At 42.3% G+C, this 18,045-nt stretch carries 17 protein-coding genes; 8 read left to right on the top strand and 9 right to left on the bottom strand.

Translation table 11 applies throughout. From position 1 onward, the window contains the following. Positions 1 to 418: 418 nt before the first annotated feature. Complete coding sequence (locus BM739_RS10300) at positions 419 to 1,354, bottom strand: flagellar motor protein MotB (protein WP_076540317.1); 936 nt, start codon at positions 1,352 to 1,354, stop codon at positions 419 to 421. A gap of 3 nt (positions 1,355 to 1,357) precedes the next feature. After that, positions 1,358 to 2,125: a flagellar motor protein PomA gene (gene pomA, locus BM739_RS10295; RefSeq protein ID WP_076540315.1), complete on the bottom strand. Its 768-nt coding sequence runs from the start codon at positions 2,123 to 2,125 to the stop codon at positions 1,358 to 1,360. Positions 2,126 to 2,523: 398 nt separating this feature from the next. Between pomA and xseB the strand changes: the two genes are divergently transcribed. From xseB to dxs, 3 genes are read left to right on the top strand one after another with little or no spacing between them, the layout of a single operon-like run. After that, a complete protein-coding gene (gene xseB, locus BM739_RS10290; protein ID WP_076540313.1) occupies positions 2,524 to 2,760 on the top strand; it encodes an exodeoxyribonuclease VII small subunit in 237 nt (78 codons plus the stop codon). Between the two features lie 2 nt (positions 2,761 to 2,762). Beyond that, positions 2,763 to 3,644 carry a (2E,6E)-farnesyl diphosphate synthase gene (ispA, locus tag BM739_RS10285; protein ID WP_076540311.1) on the top strand — a complete coding sequence of 294 codons (882 nt, stop codon included), beginning with the start codon at positions 2,763 to 2,765 and terminating at the stop codon, positions 3,642 to 3,644. A gap of 19 nt (positions 3,645 to 3,663) precedes the next feature. Beyond that, positions 3,664 to 5,541, top strand: a complete 1,878-nt coding sequence (gene dxs / locus BM739_RS10280; protein ID WP_076540309.1) for a 1-deoxy-D-xylulose-5-phosphate synthase — start codon at positions 3,664 to 3,666, stop codon at positions 5,539 to 5,541. Between the two features lie 191 nt (positions 5,542 to 5,732). On the opposite strand, the gene grpE is transcribed toward dxs, so the two are convergent. Further along, positions 5,733 to 6,350 carry a nucleotide exchange factor GrpE gene (gene grpE / locus BM739_RS10275; RefSeq protein ID WP_076540307.1) on the bottom strand — a complete coding sequence of 206 codons (618 nt, stop codon included), beginning with the start codon at positions 6,348 to 6,350 and terminating at the stop codon, positions 5,733 to 5,735. Between the two features lie 98 nt (positions 6,351 to 6,448). Between grpE and nadK the strand changes: the two genes are divergently transcribed. Next, on the top strand, positions 6,449 to 7,327 hold the full coding sequence (nadK, locus tag BM739_RS10270) for an NAD(+) kinase (RefSeq protein ID WP_076540305.1): 879 nt from the start codon (positions 6,449 to 6,451) through the stop codon (positions 7,325 to 7,327). Positions 7,328 to 7,438: 111 nt separating this feature from the next. On the opposite strand, the gene BM739_RS10265 is transcribed toward nadK, so the two are convergent. Then, the gene (locus BM739_RS10265; RefSeq protein ID WP_076540303.1) at positions 7,439 to 8,479 is read right to left on the bottom strand and encodes a GTP-binding protein; all 1,041 of its coding nucleotides are present in this window, start codon (positions 8,477 to 8,479) and stop codon (positions 7,439 to 7,441) included. A 58-nt stretch (positions 8,480 to 8,537) separates the two neighbouring features. Further along, positions 8,538 to 9,863: a DEAD/DEAH box helicase gene (locus BM739_RS10260; RefSeq protein WP_076540301.1), complete on the bottom strand. Its 1,326-nt coding sequence runs from the start codon at positions 9,861 to 9,863 to the stop codon at positions 8,538 to 8,540. Between the two features lie 282 nt (positions 9,864 to 10,145). Between BM739_RS10260 and BM739_RS10255 the strand changes: the two genes are divergently transcribed. The 4 genes from BM739_RS10255 to BM739_RS10240 all read left to right on the top strand — a co-directional run bounded on the left by BM739_RS10255 (position 10,146) and on the right by BM739_RS10240 (position 14,620). Beyond that, complete coding sequence (locus BM739_RS10255; protein WP_076540299.1) at positions 10,146 to 10,763, top strand: peptidylprolyl isomerase; 618 nt, start codon at positions 10,146 to 10,148, stop codon at positions 10,761 to 10,763. A gap of 297 nt (positions 10,764 to 11,060) precedes the next feature. Then, entirely contained in the window at positions 11,061 to 12,209 is a 1,149-nt protein-coding gene (gene yiaY / locus BM739_RS10250; protein WP_076540297.1) for an L-threonine dehydrogenase, read from the top strand. A 345-nt stretch (positions 12,210 to 12,554) separates the two neighbouring features. Beyond that, positions 12,555 to 12,920, top strand: coding sequence for a cytoplasmic protein (locus BM739_RS10245; protein ID WP_076540295.1), 366 nt, complete (start codon positions 12,555 to 12,557; stop codon positions 12,918 to 12,920). 398 nt (positions 12,921 to 13,318) lie between these two features. Then, entirely contained in the window at positions 13,319 to 14,620 is a 1,302-nt protein-coding gene (locus BM739_RS10240) for an NAD(P)/FAD-dependent oxidoreductase (protein WP_076540293.1), read from the top strand. Between the two features lie 165 nt (positions 14,621 to 14,785). Here BM739_RS10240 and BM739_RS10235 read toward each other — a convergent pair whose 3' ends face one another. From BM739_RS10235 to BM739_RS10220, 4 genes are all read right to left on the bottom strand, one after another. Then, on the bottom strand, positions 14,786 to 15,154 hold the full coding sequence (locus tag BM739_RS10235) for a hotdog domain-containing protein (RefSeq protein WP_076540291.1): 369 nt from the start codon (positions 15,152 to 15,154) through the stop codon (positions 14,786 to 14,788). Positions 15,155 to 15,411: 257 nt separating this feature from the next. Further along, positions 15,412 to 16,437, bottom strand: a complete 1,026-nt coding sequence (gene ltaE / locus BM739_RS10230; protein WP_076540289.1) for a low-specificity L-threonine aldolase — start codon at positions 16,435 to 16,437, stop codon at positions 15,412 to 15,414. An 88-nt stretch (positions 16,438 to 16,525) separates the two neighbouring features. After that, positions 16,526 to 17,110, bottom strand: coding sequence for a thiol peroxidase (tpx, locus tag BM739_RS10225; protein ID WP_076540444.1), 585 nt, complete (start codon positions 17,108 to 17,110; stop codon positions 16,526 to 16,528). Between the two features lie 87 nt (positions 17,111 to 17,197). Further along, positions 17,198 to 18,022 carry a mechanosensitive ion channel family protein gene (locus BM739_RS10220; protein ID WP_076540287.1) on the bottom strand — a complete coding sequence of 275 codons (825 nt, stop codon included), beginning with the start codon at positions 18,020 to 18,022 and terminating at the stop codon, positions 17,198 to 17,200. Positions 18,023 to 18,045: the final 23 nt, after the last annotated feature.

The raw sequence follows: 18,045 nt of genomic DNA, 5'->3' as shown, positions 1-18,045 counted from the left end.
AAAGGCGGGATTATAGCAAAAACTGTCTATATACCAAACACAATAAATTTTATTACACACAATCGTTGAGCTTAGCTGCTAAGGCTGTCATCAAATCCGAATAAAATTAACAGTCTAAGCAATGCTGCAACACGGCGTAGCTAAAACGGCGTTGCGATTACTGGGTCTACGGCGCTATTTAAAGCCGATAAAATTAACAGTCTAAGCAATGCTGCAACACGGCGTAGCTAAAATGGCGTTGTGATTACTGGGTCTACGGCGCTATTTAAAGCCGATAAAATTAACAGTCTAAGCAATGCTGCAACAAACGGCGTTGCGATTACTGGGTCTACAGCGCTATTTAAAGCCGATAAAAAGCCGCTTAAGGTCTAAGCGGCTAATATCATCTTATATAAAGAGCCCGTTTCTATGGCTGCTGTTATTGTGGCGCGAGTACTTCTATCTCAGCAGACTCTGTTGCCTTGCCTTGTTCAATGGCAATTTCAACTCGGCGATTACGGCTACGGTTTTTATCCGAGTCGTTAGCCACTAATGGCGCATTAGATGCCATACCCACCACCCGCATTCTGCTGTCATCAAAGCCTGTCACTTTGGCCAGTTCATGGGCGACTGAGACTGCGCGTTTACTGGATAAGTCCCAATTAGAACTGTAAAGCTCATTGCTAATGTGCATGCCATCAGTATGACCTGATACTGTGATAATGCCGGGGACATCTTTTAATAAGTCACCAATTGAGCGAACCACAGGTTTAAATCTTGGCTGTAAAAAGCCTGAACCCGATGCAAAAGAGCCTTTCTCGCGGATCCGGATAATAATCTGTTGCCCTAATGATTCAATTTCGATGGCGCCATCAACAATTTCCTCATTGAGTTTTTCGGCCATTTTTTTCACTTGGTCGTTAATGTTTTCTTGCTCAGACTTCGCTTGGGCTTGCTGAGCCTGTGCTTGTTGCTGAGCCGTCGCTTGAGCATTGCCGCCGCGATTATCCCCTTGCTGTTTTTGCACCCCACCCGCACTGGCATCATCGCCTGCTTGATACTCGATGGTTTGCTCTGTCATCTCATTGGTTTGCTGATTAATAATTTCTATCGGAGTAGGATCCGGTTTTCCCGGCCGAAACTCTAACGCAATCACCGAGGTGCCTTTAGGAATATCTTTAACTTCAACTTTATTTTGCACCCCGAAGGCATACTTCATCGAACCGGCAATTTGTTTAAACTTCATCACGTCCATTTCAGAGAACGCCAGCAGCAACACAAAAAAGCACATCAATAACGACATAAGATCCGCAAAGGTGGCTAGCCATAACGGCGCTCCAGGGGGGGGACAATCACACTTGGCTTTTTTAGCCATGAGCTACTCTCCGTCCGTGGTATCGATTTGACGTTGTTTTTCACCTAGATAATTTTTCAGGAAACCTTCGATAACACGTGGGTTCTGACCATCTTGGATCGCCAAGACCGCATCCATAATCAAATTGCGGTTAAGTAACTCTTCACTCATACGTAATTGCAATTTATCAGCAATCGGGAGTGCCACCATATTGGCGATAATCGCGCCATAAAGCGTGGTTAATAATGCCACCGCCATTGCCGGACCAATTGATTTAGGGTCATCCATATTCGATAGCATGGCCACTAAACCAATCAAAGTACCAATCATGCCCATGGCTGGGGCCACATCACCTAAGGATTTAAAAATGCCAATGCCGGTTTTATGTCTTTGTTCAGTCAAGGCGATATCTTTTTCAAGGGCTTCACGCACCACATCACCATCATGGCCATCCACTAACATGTCGACCGCTTTTTGCATAAAACTGTTACCGATCTGCGCTTCTTCTAATGCTAAAAAGCCCCCTTTACGGGCTGCATCAGCCATATTCACTGATTGGTCAATTAACTCCTCAGGCTTATCAATTTTAAACATGAAAGCTTTAGCGCCAATTTTCACCGCACCTAAAAATTGCTTAAGATTATATTTCATCATCACAACGAACAGAGAACCAATAAGCACAATCATCACCGATGGCGCATCAATAAAAATTGAAATCCCACCACTGTTCACCATAGAACCAATAATAAAAGCGAAGGCGCCTATTAAACCTATTAGGGTTGCTAAATCCACAATTTCTCCTTGAGCGCAGTCTTAATAATGCTGCCTTACTTCTATGAATACCAATGTAACACTCTGAGCTATTGGGACAAATGTTCAAACGAACAAAAAAAACTCATACAGTGACACTTTCATCGATTAATTGGCTGGTTTATCAAAAAAGCATCAAAAACTGCTATTACGACTACCATTATTACTACCATGGATTTCAAACCTCGCTTAAAGCGACCGCCTGACACTGGTATTCATTATCTATATCGGTCAAACTTAGCCCAAGTTTAGGAATATTTTATGAATTATATAAATATTCAGTCACAAAGCGTGCTATTGAGCAAATAAACAACGACTGAATTTGACCCTTAGCGCGGCCTGATATACCTTGTCCCCGCATAATAGAAGGAATAAGAATTGTGGCAAAAAAACCTGAGAATCTAAGTTTTGAAGAATCCTTGTCGGAGCTTGAAAACATTGTTGCAGATCTTGAGCAAGGTGAAGTCACTTTAGACAATGCCCTTAAACAATTTGAGCGCGGCATTAAGCTAGTGCGCCAGAGCCAGTCTAAGCTAGAGCAGGCTCAACAAAAAGTTTCCATCTTATTAAATGAAGACGATACCAACCTCAGCCCATTTACCGTTGAAGGCGAATAAGTGTGTTAGCCCAGTCAATTGAACAATACCAACAACGCGTGAACCAAGTTTTAGCAACTAAGCTTGCCCAGCTTGATGACACTGCCCCTGTATTAAAAGCCGCAATGACCCACGGCGCCTTATTGGGCGGCAAACGCATTCGACCTTTTATGGTTTATAGCATTGGTGAGATGCTCGGTGCTGATTTAAAGCAGCTTGATAACGCCGCAGCCGCTATCGAATGTATTCATGCCTATTCATTAATCCATGATGATTTACCCGCCATGGACGATGATGCCCTGCGCCGCGGTCAGCCAACGGTGCATATTGCTTTTGATGAAGCCAGCGCTATCCTTGCAGGCGATGCCTTGCAAACCTTAGCCTTTGAACTTATTTGCGAGCCTAATGAGCAAATTAGCGCCACTCAGCAGCTAGCCATGGTAACCGCTTTAGCTAAAGCATCAGGTTATAGTGGTATGTGCGGCGGACAAGCTATTGATCTAGGCGCCACTAACAAGCGTATTAACCTTGAGCAGCTAACCCAGTTACACAATAAAAAAACCGGTGCCTTAATTAGCTGCGCAGCTGAACTTGCCTTAATCGCGGCATCAGCTTCAAGCCAAGACCAACAAATTATTAGGGACTTTGCCGCCAATATTGGCTTAGCCTTCCAAGTACAAGATGACATTTTAGACATCATTGCCAGCACTGAAGAATTGGGTAAACCCCAAGGCAGTGATCAAGAATCCAATAAAAGTACATTTCCTAAATTATTAGGGCTTGAGGGGGCAAATGAATGCGCCGAGCAACTAATTAACGATGCACTATCAGCGCTGGCCAAATTGACCTACAATAGCCAGTTAATTGCAGACTTCGCCCGCTATATCATTGCGCGAAGAATATAAAGAGACAGTTTACCGCCATATGAGTTTCGATAATTCTCAATTTCCGGTATTAGCCCAAGCTAATACCCCTGACGATTTGAAAAAGCTGCCGCAAGGCATGCTGCCACAGTTATCTGATGAATTAAGACAGTTTTTGCTTAAATCAGTCAGTAACTCAAGTGGCCATTTTGCTTCAGGCCTTGGTACTGTTGAATTAACAGTAGCCCTTCATTATGTCTATAACACGCCTTTTGACCGCGTAGTATGGGATGTAGGCCACCAAGCTTACCCCCATAAAATTCTCACCGGTCGCCGTGACAGAATGCATACCATTCGTCAAAAGAACGGCTTGCACCCTTTTCCATGGCGTGAAGAAAGTGAATACGACACCTTTAGTGTCGGGCATTCTGGCACCTCTGTTAGTGCAGCATTAGCAATGGCTGTGGCGGCAGAAAAAGAGCAGAAAAATCGTAAAGTCGTGGCCGTTATCGGTGATGGCGCGATGACGGGCGGCATGGTGTTTGAAGCCATGAACCACGCCGGCGATCTGCACAATGACATGTTAGTGGTATTAAATGACAATGAGATGTCAATCTCAGAAAATGTCGGCGCGCTGAATAACCATTTAGCTCAGCTTATGTCAGGCCGTTTCTACACCACTATTCGTGAAAGCAGCAAAAAAGTGCTTAAAGGTATGCCAGTCATTAAAGAAATGGCTAAGCGTACGGAAGAACACCTTAAAGGTATGGTCGTACCTGGCACCTTATTTGAAGAGCTAGGTTTTAACTATATTGGCCCGATTGACGGTCATGATGTTGATTCATTAGTTGAAACCCTGCGCAATATGCGCGATTTAAAGGGCCCGCAAATCCTGCATATCATGACTAAAAAAGGTCGTGGTTATGAGCCTGCAGAAAAAGATCCTATCGGTTGGCATGCAGTCCCTAAATTCGACCACACTCAATTTAGAAAGCCGAAAGCAAAACCAAGTTCACCGACATTTTCGCAAATTTTCGGTAAGTGGTTATGTGATGTTGCCGAAAAAGATGACAAGTTACTCGCCATTACGCCAGCCATGCGTGAAGGCTCGGGCATGGTTGAGTTTTCACAGCGTTTTCCAAAGCAGTATTTTGATGCCGCGATTGCTGAGCAACACGCTGTCACCTTAGGTGCAGGTTTTGCGTGTGAAGGCTACTCTGCTGTTGTCGCTATCTATTCAACTTTCTTGCAGCGTGGTTACGATCAGTTAATTCACGATGTCGCTCTGCAGCGCTTACCAGTGTTATTTGCTATCGATCGCGGTGGTATTGTTGGCGCTGATGGCCCGACTCACCAAGGTGCTTTTGATTTAAGCTTCCTGCGTTGTGTTCCCAATATGGTGGTTATGGCGCCATCTGATGAAGATGAATGTCGCCAAATGCTCTATACCGGCTATCGCTATAAAGATGGCCCGACGGCGGTTCGCTACCCTCGTGGTAGCGCGACAGGCATTGAACCAACTGAAGAAATGACTCCAATTGCGATTGGTAAAGGCTTGGTTAAACGTCAAAGCCAACAGCAAACACAACGTGTGGCCATTGTTAACTTTGGTACAACCCTTGCTGCAGCGCTTGAAGCCGCTGAGACGCTCGATGCCACTGTTGCCGATATGCGCTTTGTTAAGCCATTAGATTTAACCCTGCTCGCTGAGCTTGCTCATAGTCATGACGTGATTGTCACCGTTGAAGAAAATGCCATTATGGGCGGTGCAGGTAGCGGCGTAATTGAAGCGCTGCATCAACTGAAAATCTTAAAACCTGTGCTGCAAATTGGCTTACCTGATGAGTTTATCAAACATGGTGGGCCGGATGAAATTATCCTAGAGCTGAAACTGGATGGCGCGGGTGTTTTAGCCCAAATTCAAGACTATTTAAGTTAACCGCCTCAGGTAGTTAAACCAATTTAATTGGTGCTAATAAAAAATCACAAAAAAGGACTGCATTGGCAGTCCTTTTTATTAACGCTTTATTACTAACGCTTGATACTAATGCTTGATTAGTAACTATTGCCTTGCCAATCCTTTGGTTATTGATTGGCAAGCCAAGCAGTCAGTTTCTCAATTGTTATGCATTACGCTTGTGTATCAACACTTGCGCCACCTTGAGACACCATAACCATCGCAGGGCGAAGTACACGGTCTTTTAAGATGTAACCTTTTTGCATAACCAGCATCACGGTATCTTTAGGGTATTCAGCACTTGGCTGCATACCGATAGCTTGGTGATGGTTTGGATTAAATGCTTCACCTAATGGATTAACAAGCACTACGCCATTTTTCTCAACCGCAGCCATTAACCCTTTCATGGTTAATTCAACACCTTCAGCAATAGCTTTAGTTGCTTCATCTTCAGCATCAACACCAGCAAGTGCACGTTCCATATTATCTAATACAGGTAAAAGTTCATTCACGAACTTTTCTAATGCGAAGGCACGGGCTTTTTCAACATCTTTTGCTGCACGAGCGCGGATGTTTGCTGTTTCAGCAGCAGCACGAATTTCAACATCTTTACGCTCAGCTAAGGCAGCTTGAGTTTCAGCAAGTTGTTGCTCTAATGCTTCAATTTTAAGGTTAGCTTGAGTTAACGCATCAACTTCGGTGGCCTCTTCTGCTGCGACTTCAGTTTCCGTTTCATTGACGACTTCTGCATCAATGATCTCTTGATCTACTTTGTTTGACTCGTTGCTCATTTTCACTCCAGCTAAAAATGCTTTGTTTCTGATTACTATGGGCATATTATGGGGATCATTTTCTTCGTTTCAAGCCTTTGTGCAAATCAAATACTAATATGACTAAAAAGTTTCAAACAATCGGCCTCATTGGCAAGCCACATCATCAAGGTACCAATCGCACTTTAAAGCGTTTGCATCATTGGCTTTCCATGCAGGGCTTCGACATATTAGCCGAAGAGCGAGTGGCTTCTGAGTTAAAAGTTGAAGTGGAATCTGTTGATTTAACTGAATTAGGTGAGCGCTGCGATCTTGCTATTGTCGTCGGTGGTGATGGTAATATGCTCGGCGCCGCGCGGGTATTGTCTCGCTTTGACATTGGGGTTATTGGGGTTAACCGTGGCAACCTTGGTTTTTTAACGGATTTACCACCCGATAACTTTGAAGAATCACTTTCTAAGGTACTTGAAGGCGAATACGATACAGAGAACCGCTTTTTGCTAGAGGCTGAAGTGCATCGCCATGGGGTTTTAAAAGCCAGTAACTCTGCGGTTAACGAAGCGGTATTGCATCCGGGTAAAGTGGCGCACATGATCCAGTTTGAGGTCTATATTGATGAGCAATTCATGTATAGCCAACGCGCTGATGGCATGATTGTATCAACCCCAACGGGCTCAACAGCTTACGCCTTGTCTGCAGGGGGCTCAATTTTAACCCCTAACCTGCAAGCATTAATTTTAGTGCCTATGTTCCCTCATACGCTATCATCTCGCCCTATTGTGGTGGATGCATGTAGCACTATAAAATTAGTGGTATCACCGGATAACGGCGAGAACTTAGAAGTCAGCTGTGATGGTCACGTTGATTTAGCGGTGTTGCCAGGGGATGAAATTTTTATTCGCCGTAGCAATAATCATTTAAGAATGATCCACCCTAAAGGCCACAATTATTTTGATGTTTTGCGCGCTAAATTGGGCTGGGGCAGCAAACTGTTTTAAGGGCTAATGTTATCTGCAGTGGTTGTAAATAGCTGATGCTTTAGTCGCAGTTGTTGTAGCTGCAGATGTTTTAGGAAAAAATTTAACAACCACCACTGTGATCTAGCCCGTCTAAGCCATGTCACTCAAGCAATTGAGGATTTGCTCTGTTAATAACGCCTCTGATAACGGCTTTAAGCTAATTATCTCTAATCTTGAGTCCATGGCTTCATCAAGCTCGTTAATCGATAACCTGCCATCGACAGCATTAAAAGCGCCAATGCCTTCTTCAGTGATCATTAGCGCTTTTATGCGAAGCGCCTCATTCAGTAAGCCGTCACACCACGCAACTAACTTATCAAAGTCAAAACAATGCTCGGCGCTAAAAATCCAGCCAATACTATGCGCCCCTTGCGCTTGATTTAACTTGGTTATAAAACCTTGGTCATTAAACTCATCTTCAACCACTGCAGCATTTGAATCAAACAGTGATTGGCTAGGCTTGGTCACTGACTTGGCTAAATAAGATGTTTGAGTGCTTGAACTGCTGAGACTAATGGCTCGCGGCTTTATCAGCTCCCCATAAACATGATTAAACGCATCAGCAGTGTTAGAGGTAATACACAGTTTTTTATCATTCGCTAAGTAAGCTGACAAAGAGGCAAAATCATCTTGCTGATATAAATCGGCCTTGCTGGCGTAAATCACCTCTGCAATGTCTATTTGCTGATTAAAGTTACTATTTTCAGTGTAACGAGTGTCTTTGAGCTTGCGCGCATCAACCACACATAAGGTTTGATTTAACTGCAATACTTGCTGATTAAATTCATTAGTCAGTACTTTGAGTATTTCAGCAGGATGGCCAAGGCCAGTTGGTTCAATTAGCAATCTGTCTGGCTTAGCTTTTTGAATAATTTGATTAATCGCCACTTGCATCGGCACGCCTGCAGCGCAGCATAAGCAGCCACCAGCAACTTCTTTTATGACCACTTGCTCAGATGAGTTGCTGCCCGTTATCAGGCTCGCATCAATACCCACTTCGCCAAATTCATTAACTAGCACAGCCCAAGTTTCATCCTTGGGTTTGATTGCCAGTAACGACACAATTAAGCTGGTTTTACCGGCCCCTAAAAAGCCGGTAATGAGGTTAGTATTAATGCGTTTACGGATCACCTGATAAATTCCACTAAGTTACTAAATTAAACCAATAGACATAATTAATACGGCGCTGTTATTTTTTAGCGTACTTGCCTTGTCTAGTCGGCTTAGAATTCCCATCAGCACGACTGCCTTTGCCAGCAGGGCCACTTTTAGCTGCGCCGCCGCGATTTCGGTTGCCACCTTGGCGTTTATGCTTAAACAGCTTTTTAGGTTTTTCAGCGTCGACTTCTCTATAACGAGCCGGTAATGGCGCGCCAAGTTCATAACCGGGTAACACTACCACAGGTATTGAGGTGCTAATAAGTGCTTCAATGTCTTCTAACAGCTCCATTTCATTTTTCGCGACCAATGAAATGGCCTGACCGGTTAGGCCGGCACGGCCCGTACGGCCAATACGATGAACATAATCTTCAGGCTCTGGAGGTAATTCAAAATTAATCACTAATGGTAAAGCTTCAATATCTAGACCCCTTGCGGCGAGATCGGTCGCTATCATGACGCGCAGCTTACCTGTCTTAAACTCTTCTAAAGCACGGTTGCGAGCGCCTTGAGTTTTGTCACCATGAAATACGGCAGCTTTAATACCATCTAACTTAAACTCTTTTAGTAAATGCTCAGCCGTTTCTTTTAGGCTGGTAAATACCATCACTTGTTGCCAGTTATTACGGCCAATCAACTCTGACAGTAGCTCTGCTTTACGGCGTTTATCTACTTGATATACCGATTGGGTTACCGTTTCAGCAGGTTTTTGATTCGATATATGCACATACTCGGCATTTTTGAGCATTTTTGCCGCTAAGCTTTTTACATCATCAGAATAGGTCGCTGAAAACATCATGGTTTGATGTTGACGATTGATCATCCGCTTCACTTTTTCGATATCTTTAACAAAACCTAAGTCCAACATGCGATCAGCTTCATCGATAACTAAATGGGTCACAAAGGATAAATCAAGGTCATGCTGACCAATAATATCGAACAATCGCCCAGGAGTTGCTACCAAAATGTCAACACCTTGAGCGAGGGCTTTTCGTTGCGGGTTGATATTCGAACCGCCATAAACCGCGAGGCTTTCAAAGGGTAAAAACTGGGCATAGTTAACCAGATTTTGTTCGATTTGAATCGCCAGCTCGCGAGTTGGGGTCATGATCAGAACCCGTAGACGTTGCCAAGCAGTTTTGCTCTCTTGTTGTGCTATTTCAAGCTCAAGACGAGTTAATAAAGGTAAAGCAAATGCAGCAGTTTTACCGGTACCAGTTTGTGCGCTGGCTAATATATCCTTACCTTCAATAGCTAATGGGATCACAATTTGTTGTACGGGGGTCATATCGCTATAACCACATGTGTTAACCGCATCCAAAATCGGTTGTGACAAGCCTAATGAATCAAAAGTCATATTGTTCTCTGAAAACTACTGTTAAAGGCGCTATTGTAGCGACTTAGGTTAATATTAGCGAAATAAAAACCGCAGCTAAATAAAGACACTTAGGCTTAATGCAATGCATTAACCTGTAAAATCAGCCAAGTACATATAAGTTAGCTCTGTTTTATAACACGCTGAGATATGTTATTTCTGCCTTTGCGTAACACTTTGTATCTTATGGTTTTATCTATTGATTTAATTGGCACATTTTAGCAACATAGGCCTCACAATAATAAAACAACTAATAGGCCTGTGATGAAACTGCTATACCCGTTATTATTTGCGTTAACCCTTAGCGCTTGTGGCGGCTCAGACTCTGACTCTCAAGTTCCAGAAACTCCTGAGACTACACCACCTGTCGAACCTACTGAGCTAGTTGCCGATATTTGCTATGTTATGTCGACAACAATGGGCGATATCAGCTTAGCCATCGATACCACTAACACACCCATTACCGGTGCCAATTTTAAACGCTATGTTGATGAGCAGTTTTATGATGGCACGCTATTTCATCGCGTTGTCTATCAATTTGTTTCACAAGGCGGTGGCTTTACCACAGGCTTAGTGAGCAAGCCTGGCTATACAGCTATCACATTAGAAGACAATGTCGGCCTGACTAATGCACGTGGCACCATAGCAATGGCGCGCACTAGCGTGGCAGACTCAGCCACATCACAGTTTTATATCAACGCCCTCGATAATCCGCAATTAGATTATTCCAGCGGTCAACGTGGTTACGCAGTTTTTGGCCAAGTGTATGACGGTATGGCTGAAGTGGTGGATCAAATTAATATGGTAGCGATTAATAGTAGCAGCGTACCTGTGACAGATATCGTCATCAACAGCGTTGAAGAAACCAGCTGCCCACAGTGATAACCTAGCAAAAACAATATATCGCTGATTTATATCGCTTTATTATTAACGCCCGCAACAATTATCGTTGCGGGCTTTTTATCGGTTTACAGCGCAAATAAAACCCAAAGTACAATCAAGATTACACTTCACTAGCAAAATCAGAGCTAGCTCCCCTAATTAATAATAAAACCACAAAAACAACATGAACAAGTTGAAATGTATGAAATAAGTCACAATTTGTAGTCAATATGATTGGTAATTTAATGACATTAAAGAATTCTGTATTCATTATTTTAATCATTTAAGAGGTTTCTCATGGCGACTAAATTTTTCATTCCCAGCGTAAACATTCTCGGTCAAGACAGTGTTAATGAAGCAATCAATGACATCAAAACACTGGGCTTTAAGCGCGCACTGATTGTTACTGATGCACCGTTAGTCAAAATTGGTTTAGTTGATAAAGTAGCAGCTAAACTTATGGACAATGGCATTGAAGTATTTATCTTTGATGGCGTACAACCTAACCCAACCATGGGTAATGTTGAAGCCGGGCTTGCAATGCTTAATGCCCACGAGTGTGATTTTGTTATTTCGTTAGGTGGCGGCTCGCCACATGATTGCGCTAAAGGTATCGCTTTAGTGGCGACCAATGGTGGTAGCATCAAAGACTACGAAGGCTTAGATGTTTCAACAAGACCACAAATGCCGCTAGTCGCAATTAACACTACGGCTGGCACAGCCAGTGAAATGACCCGTTTTTGCATTATTACTGATGAGTCACGTCATATTAAAATGGCGATTGTCGATAAAAACACCACCCCTATTTTGTCAGTAAATGACCCTGAACTTATGGTTGAAAAACCTGCCGCGTTAACTGCGGCAACCGGTATGGATGCGTTAACTCATGCGGTGGAAGCTTATGTATCAACAGCTGCGAACCCAATTACCGATGCTTGCGCGATTAAAGCCATCGAGCTGATTAAAGCTAACTTGGTTAATGCGGTTGAACAAGGTGATGATATCAATGCTCGCGAGCAAATGGCTTACGCACAATTCTTATCGGGCATGGCATTTAATAATGCTAGCTTAGGTTATGTCCATGCGATGGCCCATCAACTTGGCGGCTTTTATGATTTACCACACGGGGTGTGTAATGCGCTATTACTGCCACATGTACAAGCTTACAACGCGCAAGTGGTGCCAGGTAAATTAAAAGACATTGCTAAAGCAATGGGTGTAGATGTGGCTCAATTAGATGATACTCAAGGCGCAGCAGCTGCAATCGAAGCGATTAAAACCTTGTCTGTTGCGGTCAATATCCCAGCGAATTTAACTGAACTTGGGGTTAACCCAGAAGACATTCCAACACTGGCTGATAATGCGTTAAAAGATGCCTGTGGCCTCACTAACCCAAAACAAGCGACCCATGGTGAGATTTGCGAAATATTCACTAACGCACTATAGCTTACAACCATAAGCTTACAACCATAAGCTTCATATATTCGCGGCTCAAGCTGATCCGCGAATAAAGCCTATCAATGGCTGGCATTCTCAACTTGAGAACAAGCTGACTAAAACACAGCTTAAGGCCAATTAAATTGCCATTAAGTTATTGAAATAGCGCCAGCCACAGGGGCCCAAATAATCGTCACACTTAAGTATTCTAACTACAAATTAATACTTTTATTTAATAAATAATACACTTACACACATAACTGTTAACCGCGTCTAACTTCTCAAAATAACCATTGACCTGCCTTAAAATAGGGGTCTATGATGAAGTTACATTCTTAAATAAGTAGGTAAGCTATGACTGCAATCACTCATGTGTATAACTACACAGTAAGATGTCCTCACTATAAAGAAAAAGATAAAACAGCTAGCTGGTTAAACCACATAGAAATCAACCAATCTTCAGAAATTGCACTAAACCGCATCACCAAATGGCACAATGCACCCGGTTCAAAATCATTTGAAAGCGGTAAGTTTGTCGTTAGAAAGTCGGACACCGACAACACCTATTACTCAATGCAAAGCAATCGCCTGTTAAATGATGCCCACGCTATGGTCACCTTTAAGATATTCCTCGATGATTGCTGCCAAGATGCAGATCCAGAGAAAATCATTGCCCATTTAATCGAAGACTATAACAAGCGTCTTGCTAAAGCTCAGTAACGTTTTCTAAGGATTACTGAATCACCGAAAAACGCTGTTATGTTTTTCGGTGACAACCTCAGATATTACCAAAGCCAATGCGTGATCCAGTTAACACTTTCCCAAACTAGCTAACCAACAGTTCACAGTTCCACACTCTTATTAAGACATCCCACCTTTGTTTACTATATAAACTGCTTCTCATATTTTTTAACAAGCTTTACGACTGCCTTTTAACGCTTCGATATGCTGCATTCTTTTTTAATCTTATAAATTGACTACCTTTACATGACAAGTGAGTTTACAAGGCTAAAACGCATAATTTTTATAAGATTTTGTCGATTCTGTTCCTAGTCGTTAAAGCCTTACCAATAAAAATGTAACCGAATTATTTTAACTTCACTAAAGGAGCATCTTAGATGCAAGCAGTTCCGAATATCGTCATCGTTGGCGGCGGCGCAGGTGGCATGGAAATCGCCACTAAATTGGGTCATAAAGTGGGTAGAAAAGCTAAAGCAAAAGTCACACTCGTGGATTGTGCCGAAAGCCATGTGTGGAAACCACTGCTTCATGAAGTGGCTACTGGCGCCTTAGATATTGGCATTGATGCAATTAGCTACCGTGGCCACGCCTCAGCACATGGTTACCATTTTCAACAAGGTGCAATGATTGATATTAATCGTGATGATAAGCATATTATTTTAGCGCCAATCAATGATGAAAACGGGGAAGAACTGCTACCCGCTCGTCATATTCCTTATGACTATTTAGTGATTGCCATTGGCAGCGTAGCCAATGACTTTAATATTCCTGGCGTCAAAGAGCACAGTCTGTTTTTAGATAACACTGAACAAGCGATGCAAATTCGTAAGCTGTTATTAAATAAATTTATGCGTTATGCCAGTCATCATCAACTGGATGATAAAATTAAAATTGCAGTGGTTGGCGCAGGTGCAACTGGTGTGGAAATGTCAGCTGAAATGCATCACGCGGTAGAGCAACTCAGTGGCTTTGGCTATAAAATTGATACCAGTTTGCTGGAAGTTTCCCTTATTGAAGCTGATGAGCGCATTTTACCTAAAGTCGGCAAAGTAGAAATTTCTGACTCAGTGACCCGTGAGCTCAAGCAATTGGGGGTGAATGTCATGACAAGCACCCGCATTACTCAAGTGACCCCAGAAGGCTTATCGACAACGGATAACACCTTGATCCCTGCAGATATGGTTATTTGGTCAACAGGCGTTAAAGCACCAAACTTTTTAAATAATATTGGTGGCCTTGAAAGTAATCATATTAACCAAGTGATGGTGAAGCAAAATATGCAAACCACCCTAGACCCATCAATCTTCTCTATTGGTGATTGCGCAGCTTGCCCACAAGCTGATGGCAGCTGGGTACCTCCACGAGGCCAGTCAGCAAGACAAATGGCATTAATGACAGCAGATAACATTATGTTGATGCTTGATGGCAAGGAGCCTAAAAATGAATACGTTTACAAAGATTTAGGCTCATTGGTGAACCTATCTAAGTTTCACACTGTCGGTAACCTAATGTCATTTATCGGTGGTGGGGTTTTGGTAGAGGGTAAAATTGCTCGTTTTGTTTACACCTCACTTTATCGTCGTCATTTAATTGAGCTGCACGGTGTGGTGAAAGGCACTTTAATGATGCTGGCAAAAGGGATCAGCCGCATTATTCATCCGCATCTTAAATTACACTAAAGTGAAAATTAGCCGCTTAAGCGCTAACTGATAAAAATAAAACACTAACCTTGCCAGCTTTAGATAAATTAAAGCTGGCAAGGTTAACAGCAGTGAACGACTCGATTCAGGCTAGTTTGCTAAACACATACCTTTACCGGCACTCACAACGATTACACCATCCCCTTAAGCGGCATTCGCTCTAATGCCATGAGGGATCGGTAAACCTCTTTCATTAATGTTCACAAACACAATTTTATCGATATAAGCGATCGGTGCATTGCTAAGGCTATTTCTTACTTTACATCTTAATGTAATAGAACTTTGCCCTAAACTAATGGCTTCCATGCCAAACTCAATCACATCACCCATTTTAGCGGGACTCATAAAATTAATTTCTGACACTAACTTAGCCATTAGCTGCTTACTGTGCATTTGACAACGGGCAAAAATCGACGCTTCTTGATTAAGCCACATCAGTAACTGCCCACAACATAGACTTTGTTCTGCATTTAAATTTACTGGTTTTACAATATGACGGCCTAAATATTCCATAATATTGCTCCTTGAATTACTATACCACTTTATAGGTAGCAACTTTAAAGCCAATTATTCAAGCCATTGAAATATGTGACATTACTAAAACCATACTTTAAATATGGTCTCTTATCTGCGCCATAACATTACAAAGCCAGTACTAACTTGCACCAAAAAAAAGCACCTCTTGATAGAAGTGCTTTGAAAGACAATCAATAACTGAGTGGGCGCTTATTGATGATTACCACAGTTAAGCTAAGACAGTTTTATCTGGATTACTTATTATTCAACTGGACAATGATTTGCTTCAAGGTTGTGATAAAAGTCAAAATATCCTGTCGGCTAATATCTTTGTGGGTCACCAAGCGTAATGACGATGACGGGCTGATAATGATGCCCTTTTGCGCCAATAGTAAAGCGAGATGGTTGACATCATATGCCTTATCTAAAGATGCAAACACCATGTTAGTTTGAACTAAATTGATATCCACTGAAAACTCAGGCATTTCAGATAACCGCTGTGCTAAAAGCGCGGCATTATCATGATCTTCTGCCAATCGTTCAACTTGTTCAGTTATCGCCAACTGAGCCGCTGCCGCAATAATACCCGCTTGCCTCATGCCGCCACCGAGCATTTTACGCCAGCGGATGGCTTTTTGTATTAAGCGCTCGTCCCCTAGCAATATTGAACCTATTGGCGCAGCTAAGCCTTTTGATAAGCAAATTGAAACCGAATCAAAATACTGAGTGATCTCACTAATGGGGATATTTTGTGCCACTGCAGCATTCGCCACGCGCGCGCCATCTAAGTGGATTTTTAAATTATGATTAAAGGCTAACGCCTGTGCATCTGCAAGGTATTGCTGCGGTAACACCTTACCGCCAATGGTATTTTCAAGGCTCAATAAACGAGTATGTGCAAAATGAATATCATTAGGCTTAATGGCAGCTTCAATATCTGCAAGTAAAATAGAGCCGTCAGGCTGATTGTTTAACGGCTGCGGTTGAATACTACCCAGCACAGCAGCGCCGCCACCTTCAAATTTATAATTATGAGCCTGTTGACCACAAAGGTATTCATCACCTCGCTCACAATGTGCCATTAACGCCAATAAATTAGCTTGAGTACCAGAACTAACAAACAAAGCACTATCAAAGCCATATAAGTCAGCAGCCATATCTTGTAAATGGTTTACCGTGGGATCATCACCATAAACATCATCGCCAACCTCGGCATTCGCCATGGCTTTACGCATGGCATCTGTGGGTTTTGTTACCGTATCACTGCGAAAATCAATCATATCCACTCTCAATAAACTGGCGCGAGTACTGTTTCTAGTACTGTAAAATTAGCTTATTCTACCCCAGTTATTCGTGCTTAAGCTTGTGCTAGTCGGCAGAAATTCTATTTAATGCCGATAATGCGGCGTCGTAATCTGGATGGTTAGCCACCTCAGCCACAAGTTCTTTATATTTGAGTGTTCCGTTCGCATCAATAATCAAAATAGCTCGCGCAAGTAAGCCGCGGTCTTTGATAAGTAAACCATATTTAAGACCAAAATCTCGCCATACTGAATCTGACAGCACTGTTATTTTATCCACTTGCTCTGCCTGACAAAAACGCTTTTGAGCAAAAGGTAAATCAGTGCTAATAGTTAACATCACCACATTGTCATTGTATTGACCAACTGATTTATTAAATTGCTTAGTCTGCAAAGCGCAAACCCCAGTATCTAAGCTGGGCACAGCACTAATTAATACGGTTTTTCCTTTAAAGTCAGCCAAACTTATAGGCTCAAATATCTCATTAACAAGGGTAAAGTCAGGGGCTTGAGTATTAACGCTTAATTGCTGGCCTACTAACGCCATCGGCTTACCGCCCATAGTAATTGTCGTCACTTCACTGCCAACACTGACATTAGGCAAGGTAAGCGCAATAACCACTGCGACTGAAGATAGAATATTTTTGTACATTATTAACCTCACCAAATCATTGCGATAAAATAGCCATAAAAAAGCCAGCATAATAGCTGGCTTTGTGAATAAAATGCACTAAATAGGCTATTTAGCTGGCATTTCTTTTAAATGTAAATCCATTTGTGGGAATGGAATTTCAATACCTGCAGCATCAAGCGCATTCTTAATTTGCTCTAACAGCTCAAACTTAGCGCCCCAATAATCAGGAGTTTTAACCCAAGGACGAACCACAAAGTTAATTGACGAATCACCTAATTCAGCAAGTGCTATCGTATAGGCAGGATCTTTTAGCACGTAGCTATTATTGTCTAATACCTCAGTTAAAATTTGCTTAGTCTTAGCAATATCAGCGCCGTAGCCAACACCAATAACCATATCCACTCGGCGTTTTTCTTGTGCTGAGTAGTTAGTAATAGTGCCATTCATCATTGCAGAGTTAGGTGCAACGATAACTTTATTATCTGGAGTTAATAAACGGGTTGAGAAAATAGTAATTTCATCAATAGTACCTGATACGCCAGCAGCATCAACATAATCACCAACGCGACATGGGCGGAAGATAACCATTAACACGCCAGATGCGAAGTTAGATAGTGACCCTTGCAGCGCTAAACCTACAGCTAAACCTGCAGCACCCAATACAGCAACCAGTGACGCTGTTTGTACGCCAATTTGACCCAGAGTTGCGATAATCGTAAATACAAATACCACGCCCCAAACCAAATTACCGACAAATGATGCTACTGTTTCATCAATTTTACGGCCTAGTAATAGTTTTGTAGTTAATTTCTTAGCTACGTTAGATAGATATTTACCTATGATAAATATCAAAATGGCCATCACAACTTTTAATCCATAAGTGATTAAAAATTCAGGCGCTTGTGCCATCAAACTCTCGATGTTTTCCATGGTTTACTCCCTTTATTAATAAT

This window comes from Shewanella sp. UCD-KL21 (assembly GCF_001957135.1).
GTDB lineage: Bacteria > Pseudomonadota > Gammaproteobacteria > Enterobacterales > Shewanellaceae > Shewanella.
This window is presented reverse-complemented; position numbering and strand designations above follow the sequence as displayed.

Excerpts from the sequence above, each read along its gene's own strand:
- BM739_RS10300 (WP_076540317.1), bottom strand. The coding sequence starts at position 1,354 with ATGGCTAAAAAAGCCAAGTGTGATTGTCCCCCCCCTGGAGCGCCGTTA.
- dxs (WP_076540309.1), top strand. The coding sequence starts at position 3,664 with ATGAGTTTCGATAATTCTCAATTTCCGGTATTAGCCCAAGCTAATACC.
- grpE (WP_076540307.1), bottom strand. The coding sequence starts at position 6,350 with ATGAGCAACGAGTCAAACAAAGTAGATCAAGAGATCATTGATGCAGAA.
- nadK (WP_076540305.1), top strand. The coding sequence starts at position 6,449 with ATGACTAAAAAGTTTCAAACAATCGGCCTCATTGGCAAGCCACATCAT.
- BM739_RS10260 (WP_076540301.1), bottom strand. The coding sequence starts at position 9,863 with ATGACTTTTGATTCATTAGGCTTGTCACAACCGATTTTGGATGCGGTT.
- BM739_RS10255 (WP_076540299.1), top strand. The coding sequence starts at position 10,146 with ATGAAACTGCTATACCCGTTATTATTTGCGTTAACCCTTAGCGCTTGT.
- yiaY (WP_076540297.1), top strand. The coding sequence starts at position 11,061 with ATGGCGACTAAATTTTTCATTCCCAGCGTAAACATTCTCGGTCAAGAC.
- BM739_RS10245 (WP_076540295.1), top strand. The coding sequence starts at position 12,555 with ATGACTGCAATCACTCATGTGTATAACTACACAGTAAGATGTCCTCAC.
- BM739_RS10240 (WP_076540293.1), top strand. The coding sequence starts at position 13,319 with ATGCAAGCAGTTCCGAATATCGTCATCGTTGGCGGCGGCGCAGGTGGC.
- BM739_RS10235 (WP_076540291.1), bottom strand. The coding sequence starts at position 15,154 with ATGGAATATTTAGGCCGTCATATTGTAAAACCAGTAAATTTAAATGCA.
- ltaE (WP_076540289.1), bottom strand. The coding sequence starts at position 16,437 with ATGATTGATTTTCGCAGTGATACGGTAACAAAACCCACAGATGCCATG.
- tpx (WP_076540444.1), bottom strand. The coding sequence starts at position 17,110 with ATGTACAAAAATATTCTATCTTCAGTCGCAGTGGTTATTGCGCTTACC.
- BM739_RS10220 (WP_076540287.1), bottom strand. The coding sequence starts at position 18,022 with ATGGAAAACATCGAGAGTTTGATGGCACAAGCGCCTGAATTTTTAATC.